The following is a 10,554-nucleotide window of genomic DNA, read 5'->3' as shown; positions in this document are numbered from 1 at the left end:
CTCCGATCCCTGCTCTGCAGGCGGCCGCGTGACGAGACTTGACATAGGAGCATCGCGGAGCTGGACCGTCCACAGCGCTGAAGGTTGAGTTCATCGACCGCCACAAGGACGAACACGGTGCCTGGCCGATCTGCGACGCCCTGGCCGAGACCAGCGCCGCGATCGCGCCTTCGTCCTACTACGCCGCCAAGACCCGGCCGCCCTCAGCGCGGTCGGTTCGCGACGCCGAACTGACGGCCGCGATCACCACTATGTACGAGGAGAACTACCACGTGTACGGCGCCCGGAAGATGTTCCAAGGAGATGGGCCGCGCCGGCCACCAGGTCGCCCGCTGCACCGTCGAACGCCTCATGAGAGCCGAAGGTCTCAAGGGGGTCCAACGGGCCAAGTCCCCGCGGACCACCCGCCCGAAGGCCGAGACCGAGCGGCCCGCTGACCTGGTGGAACGCAAGTTCGTTGCCGAGCGACCTAACCAACTGTGGGTCGGGAGACATCACCTACATCCGCACCTACGCCGGGTGGGTGTACGCGGCGTTCATCATCGACGTCTATTCGCGGATGGTCGTCGGGTGGCAGCTGTCCAAGAACCTCTACACCGACTTAGCGCTGGATGCGTTGAACATGGCGATCTGGCAGCGCACCCACGCCGGCGACGACCTGGGCGGGTTGATCCACCACAGTGACCGCGGCGTGCAGTACCGGGCGCTGCGCTACACCGAGCGGCTCGACGAACAGGACCTGGTGGCCTCGGTGGGTTCACGCGGCGACTCCTACGACAACGCCCTCGCGGAGGCGTTCAACTCGCCGTTCGAAGCCGAGCTCATCCGCAACCGCCACAAAGGGCCATGGCGAGACATCGACGACCTTGAGATCGCCGTCGCCGAGTACATCGACTGGTTCAATCACCGCCGGATCCACGGCGAGATCGGCTACGTCCCACCCGCCGAATACGAAGCACAGCACGCGGCGGTCGAACCGTCACCCGAACCCGTCGACGACCTCGTCGACGCCAGATAACCACCCTCTACAAAACCCCGGGCTTGACACGTTGGGAACACGCTGCCGGCCGCTCTGCGACGCATCGCCGAAAGGTGCCGCGCTGAGAACCCCGGTCTCGCGGTCTACGTGGACGTCCACCTCGCAACCAAGCCGACTGCCGAACTGTCATCAGTGCTCGTTCGGGTGGTTCAGGAAGCGCTGACCAACGCGGTCAAACACGGCGTTCCCGAGCGGATCACCATCACCCTCTCTGACTCCCCCGCCACCGTGACGGTCGAGGTCACCGACGATGGCCGCGGTTTCGATGCGAGCGTCCCGCGCACTGCCGCCTCCTTCGGCCTCGAGGGGATGACACGTCGAGTCAACGACCTGGGCGGCACGCTATCCGTGCGCTCACGGGTGGGCGAAGGCACGCTGGTCCGTGCGGTGCTACCGACTATAAAAACGGAGGATCAGGAATGACCCCCACGGTGCGGGTTCTGATCGCCGATGACCACGCAGTGGTACGAACCGGCCTGCGTGCGTTATTGGCGTCGGACCCTTCGATCGAGGTGATCGCAGATGTGGGACAGGCCGACGCCGCTGTGGATCGCTGCAGAATCGGCGACATCGATGTCGTGCTGATGGACCTTCGGTTCGCCGGGGACGCCACTGCCGGAGTCCGGGCGACATCAATACTTCGTACTCTTCCCGACCCGCCCCAGGTGTTGGTTCTGACTAGCCACGACACCGACGCGGACATCCTTGGCGCCGTAGAGGCCGGAGCCTGCGGCTACCTCTTGAAAGACGCCGATCCGGACGAGCTTCCAGGTGCCGTCCGCGCCGCCGCAGCCGGGGAAAGCGCACTCTCCCCCACCGTTGCAGCGACCCTCATAGGCCGACTGCGAGCACCGCAACCAAGACTCACTGATCGCGAGATCGACGTCCTCAAGACCGTGGCCACGGGAGCCACCAACCGCCAGGCTGCGGCGGCGCTGCACATGTCCGAGACAACAGTGAAAACCCACCTTGCCCATACCTTCCACAAGCTCGGCGTCTCATCCCGAACCGCCGCTGTGGCCCGGGCCAACGATCTCGGATTGATCTGAAATCCTGGACACCTCCAACCCGGGGGCAGCGAAGCCCCGAAGATCATTGTATGGGTGGGCTAGAGCGGCCCTCTGTTCGTGGGGACTGTGGGGGCGTCCAGGTAGACAGTGGATCCGGCGGCCCGGAACTGGGCAGACTTCTGCTGCATCCCGGCGATTGCTTCTTGCTCTTCGGCGCCACCGAACTGGTTGCGGATGTCTTGGGAGATGCGCATGGAGCAGAACTTCGGCCCGCACATTGAGCAGAAGTGCGCGGTCTTGGCCGGCTCGGCCGGCAGCGTCTCGTCGTGGAACGCCTCGGCGGTGTCGGGGTCCAAAGACAATGCGAACTGGTCTCGCCACCGAAACTCGAACCGCGCCTTCGACAGCGCATGATCTCGCTCGGCCGCTCCGGGGTGGTTCTTGGCCAGGTCCGCAGCGTGAGCGGCGATCTTGTAGGTGATGACCCCGGTCTTCACGTCCTCTTTGTTCGGCAGTCCGAGATGCTCCTTGGGGGTGACGTAGCACAGCATGGCCGTGCCATAGCGAGCGATCTCCGTGGCCCCGATCGCGGAGGTGATGTGGTCATAGCCCGGCGCGATGTCGGTGACCAGCGGGCCCAGGGTGTAGAACGGGGCTCCGTGGCACAGTTCCTGCTGTCGCTCGACGTTCTCCCGCACCAGATGCAGCGGGATGTGCCCGGGGCCCTCGACCATGACCTGCACGTCGTACTCCCAGGCCCGGGCGGTGAGCTCGGCCAGGGTGTCGAGTTCGGCGAACTGGGCGGCGTCGTTGGCGTCGGCGATCGACCCCGGGCGTAGCCCGTCGCCCAGGGAGAAGGCGACGTCGTAGCGGGCGAAGATCTCGCAGAGCTCGTCGAAGTGGGTGTAGAGGAAGTTCTCCTGGTGGTGGGCTAGACACCAACCGGCCATGATCGACCCGCCCCGGGAGACGATTCCGGTGACCCTATCGGCTGTGAGCGGCACGTAGCGCAGCAATACTCCGGCGTGAATCGTCATGTAGTCCACACCCTGTTCGCACTGCTCGATCACGGTGTCCCGGAAAATCTTCCAGGTCAGCTCGTTGGCCTGCCCGTTGACCTTTTCTAGAGCCTGGTAGATCGGCACGGTGCCGATCGGCACCGGCGAGTTGCGGATGATCCACTCGCGGGTGGTGTGAATGTCATCGCCAGTGGATAGATCCATCACCGTGTCAGCTCCCCACTTGGTGGCCCATTGCATCTTGTCCACCTCCTCGGCGATCGAGCTGGTGACGGCTGAGTTGCCGATGTTGGCGTTGATCTTCACCAGGAAGGCCCTGCCGATGATCATCGGCTCGGCTTCGGGGTGGTTGACGTTGGCCGGGATGATCGCCCGCCCTGCCGCCAGTTCGGACCTCACCAGCTCGACGTCGCAGTTCTCGCGCAAGGCCACGAAGCGCATCTCCTCGGTGATGATCCCCGCGCGGGCGTAGTGCATCTGCGTGACCGTCCGGCCCTCTCTGCCCCGGAGAAGCACCGGAGTCGCGCCTTTCCACTCCTGGGAGGCCTCACCCCGCCGGATTGCCGAGCGGCCGTCGTCGAGCAGATTCCGCTCCCGACCCTCGTACTCCTCGACGTCCTCGCGGCCCCGGATCCACGCGGCCCGCAGCGGCGGGAGCCCGACCACCGGGTCACTGCCCGGGCCGGCTGTGCGGTAGACCCGCACCGGGGCGTTCGGCGCCCCGCCCGGAGAATCCTCCAGGGCGATCTCGGTGACCGGCACTCGGAGATCATGTTCGGTGTCGTGGACATACGTCAGTGCGCGCGATTTCGATGCACTCATGTAAGGTGCTCCTACTTCCTTCGCCGGCATTACCCGGGCAGGTTCGACGGTCGCAGGCTGCTTCAGCCCGATCTCAGCCCCTGCATTAGGGCTCCCGTGTGGACAGACCCGACGTTAACAGCCCACGACAACCGCCACTACCCCGGCCGAGCGGAGAGAAGGCGCTGACCGGGGGCATCTGCACCGCCGGTTCCTGCGGAGTAGAAACGGAACGCATACCAAAGGCCACCGGTGCAAACCGGCCCTTCCGGAATCAGATCAGAGGATCGGGTGAGAGGCCATGCCGAAACCAACGACCGTCGACGAGTACATCGACGCAGCACCGCCGCTCGGCCGTCACCTTCTCGGCGAGCTTCGTGCCCTGAGCCGCGAGGCGGTCCCCGATGGAGTCGAGCAGATCAAGTGGGGCCACCCGGCCTACGTCCATCCCGACGGCGTCATCTTGTTCATGTTCAGCGGTCACAAGGCCCATGCCAGCATGGCCTTCACCCCATCCACCAAAGCTGCTTTCGAGGCCGAGCTCACCCAGTACCGCACCGGCAAAGGCACCGTCGCCCTGCCATACGGCACCCCACCGCCTCGCCCACTCCTCACCAGAATGATCGAGTACCGAGTGCGCGAACACGAACACGACGGCGTCAACTGGATGTGACCGCACGCGGAATCGTCACCGGCGAGACGGGCCGGCTGACGCGGGTCACCGCGACCGGCGAGGTCGAAGACCAATAGTCGAGCCGCGCGCAGGTCGGCGTGTCCAACGGGATCGCGATCGAGGGTGGCTCCGCGTATGTCACCCAGTCGACCACGCGCACCGTGGTGTTGGAGGTGCCGTCGGACCGTCCGAGGGCGACGACGAGGGAGCTCACCACCCACTCGAGATCATGCAGGCAACTGGGCCATTAGTTGTATAAGACGTACTACTGTTGGCATGGTCACCACGACGCTGAGCTACTTTCGCGCTCATCAGAGCGAGTTACTCGATGCCGCGCAGCGGGCGCCGGTAGAGATTCTCAGCCGGGGCAGCCGTCGTCGCGCCGCTGTCGTCTCGCCGGAGTTCTTCGACCGCGCCCTACAGGCCCTGGAAGATCAGGCCGACGTGAAAGCCGCGGCTGCCGCTCGCCGCGAGAACGACAGCATCTCCCACGAAGACCTCATGGCGGAACTGGGCCTGTAGACCAGCGCCCCCGCTTGTCTGATGCCCTATTCGATCTCCTATAAGCCCTCGGCTGCCACAGCCCGGCGCAAACTTCATCCCACCGAGCAGAAGCGAATCGTCCGGGCGATCGAGGCGCTGGCCGGGACACCGCGACCGCCCGGAGCGATCCAACTCGCCGGAGGTGACGGCGAACTCCGCATCCGGGTCGGTGACCATCGCATCATCTATGACATCGAAGACGACGCCCTCGTTGTACTCGTACTACGTATCGGCCACCGCAGCGACGTCTACACGTGACCCCATCCCCACGCTGGTTCACGATCATAGTGAGGGTTCCACCACGCGAATGCTCCACCGCCCACGTACTCAAATTCATCCTCGACATCCTCCGGCAGCGCCCCGGCCAGCGTCGATGCGGCGCTGAAAGCAGACCAGCGGCTCTAGCGCAGCACCTTGAACTGGAACGGGTAGTTGATCGTCCGGCCCTTGAGCGCACGGAGGGTGCCGATGACGTGGCCGATGATCTGCGCGAGGAACGACACCGCCAGGAGGATGAGGCCGAGCGGGATACCGATCACCGTGATGATGCAGATCCAGCCCACGATACTCATGAGCCACAGACCGAGGTTGAAGTTGAACGAGCCGGCCGCAGCCTGGCGGACGAACGGACTGCGGTCCTTGTAGATCAGCCACATCACCAGCGGGCCGACGAACGACAGCCACCCGGCCGACAGCGCCATCGCGATGAGGCTCGACGCGTGGGCCAGGGCCGCGGGCGTGCGGTCGTCGGGCGCGGCCGCGGGCGGCTGGCCGTACCGCGGATCGCCGTACCGGGGGTCGCCGTACTGGGAGAAACCGGGCTGATGGGTCATGGCCCCAGTCTCCTCGTGAATCGGCGCCCGCGCATCGGGGATCTCCCCGGTTTCCGCGGCGGGCCAGGTTTCACGCACTTGTCATATCCCGCGCCTACTGTGGCGGACATGGCCGACACCACCCAGTCCGACCAGCGCCCGACCGACCAGCGTCCGACCGAGCAGCCGAGCGCAGACCAGCCGGACGTCGATCAGCTCGCGCCCGACGGCGTCGACCCGCTCGAGGACGCCGTCCGCCCCCTGCGCGACGACGTCCGGTTCCTCGGCGCCCTGCTCGGGGACACCGTGCGCGAGCAGGCCGGCCAGCGGATATTCGACCTGGTGGAGACCGCGCGGCGCACCGCGTTCGCCGTCCGCCGCTCGGAGGCCGACCGCGACGAGGTCGCCGCCCTGTTCACCGACGTGCCCGCCGCCGACGTCATTCCTGTGATCAGGGCGTTCTCCCTATTCGCGCTTCTGGCCAACGTGGCCGAGGACCTCCACCAGGAGCGGCGTCGCCGTCTCCACACGGCCGCCGGTTCGCCGCCGCCCGACGGAGATCTCGAGGCCACCTGGGCCCGCCTCGCGAAGACCGAGCCGGACGCCGACAAACTCGAGACTGTCCGGACCACCGCCCGGGTGGTTCCCGTCCTCACCGCACACCCCACCGAGACGCGCCGCCGGTCGGTCTTCGAGATCACCCGCCGCGTGCTCGACCTCATGCGCCGCCGCGACGCGCTGCGGACCGGGCCACAGGACCGCGTCACCGACGCCGAGCTCGCCGAGGTCGAGACCGACATCCGCCGCCAGGTGCTCACCCTGTGGCAGACCGCGATCATCCGCAGCCAACGCCCCCGCATCGAGGACGAGGTCCTGGGCGGCCTGCAGTACCACGAGGCCACGCTCATGGACGTGATCCCGCCGCTCAACGCCGAGATCGCCGAGCGCCTGGGCTGCGGCGACCGGCCCGTCGTGCGCCCCGGCTCCTGGATCGGCGGCGACCGCGACGGCAACCCGTACGTCACCGGCGACGTCGTCCGCTTCGCCACCGAGCAGGCCGCCGCGCTGCTGCACCAGCACTACGCCCACCAGCTGCGGATGCTCGAGCGGGAACTGCCCCTGTCGCGGCGCATCGTGGACGTGCCCACCGAGCTGCGCGACCTCGCGGACTCCCTCGGGGAGGAGGAGGGCGAGCTCGCAGCCGCCCGGAAGGACGTGCCCTTCCGCCGCGCCGTGAGCGTGGTCCGGCGTCGCCTCGCCGCGCGGGGGACCACCTCGTCGTCGTCACCCGGATCGGCGCCGGGCGCCGCCCACGGCGACAATCGCGACGACGACGACGAGGCCTACACCTCCCCGGCCCAGATGCTCGCTGATCTGGAGGTCATCGACGCGGCTCTCGGGGAGTGTGGGGCCGAAATGCTGCGGGCGCCGAGGTTGCGTGACCTGCGGTGGGCGGTGCGCACGTTCGGGTTCCACCTGCAGGCCCTGGACATGCGGCAGAACTCTGAGTCGCACGAGGAGGTGCTCACCGAGCTGTTCGCGAAGGCCGGCGTGAGCGAGGACTACTCGGCGCTCGACGAGGACGCGCGCGTGGAGCTGCTGCTGCGCGAGCTCTCGCACGACCGGCCGCTGCTCGGGCCGCGCGCGGAACTGTCCGAGCTGGCGGAGAAGGAGCTCGGGGTGATGCGGGCGGCCGCCGCGGCCGTGGACCTGCTGGGCGCGGACGTGGTGCCGCACTACATCGTGTCGATGTGTGGGTCCGTCTCCGACCTGCTCGAGCCGGCCGTGCTGCTGCGCGAGGTGGGGCTGTTCTCCGGCGACCCGGACGCGCCGCGGTCGAGTGTGCGGCTCATCCCGCTGCTGGAGACCATCGACGACCTCGCCGCCGGGCCGGGCATCCTCGACGCCGCCCTGGCGATCCCGCAGTTCCGCGCGCTCATCCGCGGGCAGGGGGACGTGCTCGAGGTGATGCTCGGCTACTCGGACTCCAACAAGGACGGCGGCTACCTGGCCGCGAACTGGGCGCTCTACCAGGCCGAACGCGATCTGGTGCAGGCCGCGGACCGCGCCGGCGTGCACCTGCGGTACTTCCACGGCCGCGGCGGGGCGGTCGGCCGCGGCGGCGGCAACTCCTACGAGGCGATCCTCGCCCAGCCCCCGGGCGCCGTGCAGGGCGCGCTGCGGATCACCGAGCAGGGCGAGGTCATCTCCGCCAAGTACTCCGAGCCGCGGCGGGCGCGCCGCAACCTCGAGGCGTTGGTCGCGGCGACGCTCGAGGCGTCCCTGCTCGACGTCGAGGGCCTCGGCGACCGCGCGGAGGAGGCCTACGGCGTGATGGCCGAGCTCGCGACGCTCGGACGGGAGGCGTACGCGTCGCTCGTCCACGAGGATCCGGGGTTCATCGAGTACTTCACCACCTCCACACCGGTCGCGGAGATCGGCGAGCTCAACATCGGCTCGCGGCCGTCCTCGCGCAAGCAGACGTCGTCGGTCGAGGACCTGCGGGCGATCCCGTGGGTGCTGTCGTGGTCGCAGTCGCGCGTCATGTTGCCCGGCTGGTTCGGGGTAGGCACCGCCCTGCGGCGCTGGATCGACGGTGCCGGCGGCGGTTCGGCCGGGACCACGGCCGACGAGCGGCTGGCCACGCTGCGGCGGCTGTACGACGACTGGCCGTTCCTGCGTACGACTCTGTCCAACATGGCGCAGGTGATGGCCAAGGCGGACATGGGCCTGGCCGGCCGCTACGCCGAACTCGTGCCCGACGCCGAGGTGGGTCGGCGGATCCACGGGGTGATCGCCGACGAGTTCGAGCTCACCCGCGAGATGCTGCTGGCGATCACCGGACAGGAGACGCTGCTCGACGATAACCCCGCGCTCGCCCGCTCGGTGCGCAACCGCTTCCCGTACCTCGAGCCGCTCAACGTGCTGCAGGTCGAGCTGCTGCGCCGCTACCGGGCGGGCGACGAGGACCCGGCCGTGCGCACCGGCATCCAGCTGACGATGAACGGCCTGGCCACGGCCCTGCGCAACTCGGGCTAGCGGAGGCGGCGGCTAGCGGAGGCGGCGGGCCGTGACCGGGATGAGCAGGGCGCACACCACCGCGAGCCCCGCGATCCACGGGACCGGCCCGCCGAACCGGGATAGCTCGGCGAGGAAGTACGGCGTGCCCATGCCGAGGTACGCCAGGACGTAGAACACGGCGACGAGCCCGGCGTGATCGCGGGGACCCGACTGGAACTCCACCTCGACCAGGCCCGCCACGAGCAGGGTGCCGTAGCCGATGCCCAGCAGGACCGCGACGGGCACGAGCCATAGCGCCCGGCCGGGCAGGTCCGGGGAGGCCACCAGGATCGCGCCGGCCGCCATGCCCGCGCACGCCGCCGCGAGGCCCGCGATCGGCGGCCGGGACGGCACGGAGTTCGCGGCGAGCCGCCGGATCGCCGGCTGGATGAGCACCCCCGAGCCGAGCGTCACGCCCACCATGACGCCCGCGTACAGGGTGGGCCGGCCGCCGGCGTCGCCGCCGAGCAGGTCGGCGAGCACCGCGAACGACATGCTCGCGCAGCCGAACACGAGCGGCGCCCAGGGCGCGACCCCCAGCAGGAACCTGCGCGAGACGGCGGTGGCGGGGATGAGCGGCGTGGATTCGGTGCCGCCGCGGGGACGTGGCACATACGGGTCGACGGCGTTCCAGGCCGCGACCAGCGCGACAGTGCCCAGCACGAGATGCGGCAGGTACGCCGAGAGCAGCGGCGCGGGGGCGAACTCTCCGACGACGCCGGCCGCGAGGCCACTGAGCCCGAACCCGCCGGTCAGGGCGATCGCCGCGCGGCGGGCGCCGGTCCCGGGCGGGGCGCCGGCGGACAGTTCGCGCACCCACGCGCTGCCGGCGCCGAACGCCGCGCCCGAGGCGAGGCCGGCGAGGAACCGGCCGAGGTACAGCCACAGCTCATGCTGCGGGCCGAGGAGCATGGCCACGGTCGCGAGCAGCGAGAGCACGAGGACGGGCCGCATGAGGACGCGGCGGCCGTTGCGGTCGGACCACCGGCCGGCGAACAGCAGCGTGGGCAGCAGGCCGACGATGTAGACGCTGAAGATCGCGGTGACGCCGGACTGCGAGAGCCCCTGCTCGGCGCGGTAGAGGTGCAGCAGCGGCGCGAACTGGTTGGCGCCCCAGCCCACCGCGAACACCGCGAGGGCGGCGGGCACCCAGCTGCGGCGGTCGACCGGATAATCCATGAGCAGCAACCTAACCCGCGGGTCTCAGGCGAGCGCGGCGATGACGAACGCCACCCCCGCCGCCACGAACAGCGCGCTGGCCACGAGGTCGACCCACGGCAGCAGCCGCCCGACCCGCTCGTTGACCGCCCGGTGCGAGGCGACCACTGCGAGCCCGGCGAACCACGCGAGCGCCACCGCGAGCATCCCCGCCACGAGCGCCACCGACCACGCCACCGAGACCTCGTCGTGTAGGAACGGGGTGAGCACGGCGCCGAAGAACACCAGGGCCTTGGGGTTGGCGAGGTTCGTGGCCAGGCCGCGCGCGACGTCCCGCCGCACCAGATCCGCTACTCCGAGTCGGGATCCGCTACTCCTATCGCGGTAGCGGATCCGGGCTCCGGGTAGCGGATTCTGCGGGGCGGGAGCGGTGCGGGCG

Annotated in this window: 12 protein-coding genes, 1 pseudogene and 1 riboswitch; of the genes and pseudogenes, 8 read left to right on the top strand and 5 right to left on the bottom strand. The window is 68.9% G+C overall.

The window, feature by feature from the left end:
* Positions 1 to 303: 303 nt before the first annotated feature.
* From KHA85_RS18655 to KHA85_RS15120, 4 genes and pseudogenes are all read left to right on the top strand, one after another.
* Positions 304 to 378 (top strand): annotated as a pseudogene (locus KHA85_RS18655) (hypothetical protein); the annotation flags it as partial.
* A 79-nt stretch (positions 379 to 457) separates the two neighbouring features.
* Positions 458 to 1,018 (top strand): IS3 family transposase, encoded by a 561-nt coding sequence (locus KHA85_RS15130; RefSeq protein WP_213186435.1) that lies wholly within the window; start codon positions 458 to 460, stop codon positions 1,016 to 1,018.
* Positions 1,019 to 1,126: 108 nt separating this feature from the next.
* Positions 1,127 to 1,462 (top strand): sensor histidine kinase, encoded by a 336-nt coding sequence (locus KHA85_RS15125; protein WP_063973469.1) that lies wholly within the window; start codon positions 1,127 to 1,129, stop codon positions 1,460 to 1,462.
* The gene (locus KHA85_RS15120; protein ID WP_213186434.1) at positions 1,459 to 2,088 is read left to right on the top strand and encodes a response regulator transcription factor; all 630 of its coding nucleotides are present in this window, start codon (positions 1,459 to 1,461) and stop codon (positions 2,086 to 2,088) included. Before KHA85_RS15125 ends, KHA85_RS15120 begins: the two co-directional genes overlap by 4 nt.
* Positions 2,089 to 2,147: 59 nt before the next feature.
* On the opposite strand, the gene thiC is transcribed toward KHA85_RS15120, so the two are convergent.
* Entirely contained in the window at positions 2,148 to 3,890 is a 1,743-nt protein-coding gene (gene thiC, locus KHA85_RS15115) for a phosphomethylpyrimidine synthase ThiC (RefSeq protein ID WP_063973467.1), read from the bottom strand.
* A riboswitch (TPP riboswitch) is annotated at positions 3,889 to 3,998 on the bottom strand. (Overlaps the previous gene by 2 nt.)
* 172 nt (positions 3,999 to 4,170) lie before the next feature.
* Between thiC and KHA85_RS15110 the strand changes: the two genes are divergently transcribed.
* Positions 4,171 to 4,542 (top strand): iron chaperone, encoded by a 372-nt coding sequence (locus tag KHA85_RS15110; protein WP_213186433.1) that lies wholly within the window; start codon positions 4,171 to 4,173, stop codon positions 4,540 to 4,542.
* Here KHA85_RS15110 and KHA85_RS15105 read toward each other — a convergent pair.
* Positions 4,529 to 4,756, bottom strand: coding sequence for a hypothetical protein (locus KHA85_RS15105; protein WP_213186432.1), 228 nt, complete (start codon positions 4,754 to 4,756; stop codon positions 4,529 to 4,531). The genes KHA85_RS15110 and KHA85_RS15105 overlap by 14 nt on opposite strands.
* A 62-nt stretch (positions 4,757 to 4,818) precedes the next feature.
* On the opposite strand from KHA85_RS15105, the gene KHA85_RS15100 reads away from it, so the two are divergent.
* Both KHA85_RS15100 and KHA85_RS15095 read left to right on the top strand, forming a co-directional pair.
* On the top strand, positions 4,819 to 5,064 hold the full coding sequence (locus KHA85_RS15100) for a type II toxin-antitoxin system Phd/YefM family antitoxin (RefSeq protein ID WP_063973463.1): 246 nt from the start codon (positions 4,819 to 4,821) through the stop codon (positions 5,062 to 5,064).
* A 21-nt stretch (positions 5,065 to 5,085) separates the two neighbouring features.
* Positions 5,086 to 5,343, top strand: coding sequence for a type II toxin-antitoxin system RelE family toxin (locus KHA85_RS15095; RefSeq protein WP_213186431.1), 258 nt, complete (start codon positions 5,086 to 5,088; stop codon positions 5,341 to 5,343).
* A 143-nt stretch (positions 5,344 to 5,486) separates the two neighbouring features.
* On the opposite strand, the gene KHA85_RS15090 is transcribed toward KHA85_RS15095, so the two are convergent.
* Entirely contained in the window at positions 5,487 to 5,918 is a 432-nt protein-coding gene (locus tag KHA85_RS15090; protein WP_213186430.1) for a DUF4870 domain-containing protein, read from the bottom strand.
* 108 nt (positions 5,919 to 6,026) lie between these two features.
* Between KHA85_RS15090 and ppc the strand changes: the two genes are divergently transcribed.
* The gene (gene ppc / locus KHA85_RS15085) at positions 6,027 to 8,936 is read left to right on the top strand and encodes a phosphoenolpyruvate carboxylase (RefSeq protein WP_236885769.1); all 2,910 of its coding nucleotides are present in this window, start codon (positions 6,027 to 6,029) and stop codon (positions 8,934 to 8,936) included.
* Between the two features lie 12 nt (positions 8,937 to 8,948).
* On the opposite strand, the gene KHA85_RS15080 is transcribed toward ppc, so the two are convergent.
* Both KHA85_RS15080 and KHA85_RS15075 read right to left on the bottom strand, forming a co-directional pair.
* Entirely contained in the window at positions 8,949 to 10,136 is a 1,188-nt protein-coding gene (locus KHA85_RS15080) for an MFS transporter (RefSeq protein ID WP_213186429.1), read from the bottom strand.
* 24 nt (positions 10,137 to 10,160) lie between these two features.
* On the bottom strand, positions 10,161 to 10,554 hold a 394-nt coding region (locus tag KHA85_RS15075; protein WP_213186428.1), incomplete at its 5' end, for a LysE family transporter.

Source organism: Dietzia massiliensis, from assembly GCF_018390595.1.
GTDB classification, from domain to species: domain Bacteria; phylum Actinomycetota; class Actinomycetes; order Mycobacteriales; family Mycobacteriaceae; genus Dietzia; species Dietzia massiliensis.
This window is presented reverse-complemented; position numbering and strand designations above follow the sequence as displayed.

Excerpts from the sequence above, each read along its gene's own strand:
- KHA85_RS15100 (WP_063973463.1), top strand. The coding sequence starts at position 4,819 with ATGGTCACCACGACGCTGAGCTACTTTCGCGCTCATCAGAGCGAGTTA.
- thiC (WP_063973467.1), bottom strand. The coding sequence starts at position 3,890 with ATGAGTGCATCGAAATCGCGCGCACTGACGTATGTCCACGACACCGAA.
- KHA85_RS15120 (WP_213186434.1), top strand. The coding sequence starts at position 1,459 with ATGACCCCCACGGTGCGGGTTCTGATCGCCGATGACCACGCAGTGGTA.
- KHA85_RS15110 (WP_213186433.1), top strand. The coding sequence starts at position 4,171 with ATGCCGAAACCAACGACCGTCGACGAGTACATCGACGCAGCACCGCCG.
- ppc (WP_236885769.1), top strand. The coding sequence starts at position 6,027 with ATGGCCGACACCACCCAGTCCGACCAGCGCCCGACCGACCAGCGTCCG.
- KHA85_RS15095 (WP_213186431.1), top strand. The coding sequence starts at position 5,086 with ATGCCCTATTCGATCTCCTATAAGCCCTCGGCTGCCACAGCCCGGCGC.
- KHA85_RS15090 (WP_213186430.1), bottom strand. The coding sequence starts at position 5,918 with ATGACCCATCAGCCCGGTTTCTCCCAGTACGGCGACCCCCGGTACGGC.
- KHA85_RS15080 (WP_213186429.1), bottom strand. The coding sequence starts at position 10,136 with ATGGATTATCCGGTCGACCGCCGCAGCTGGGTGCCCGCCGCCCTCGCG.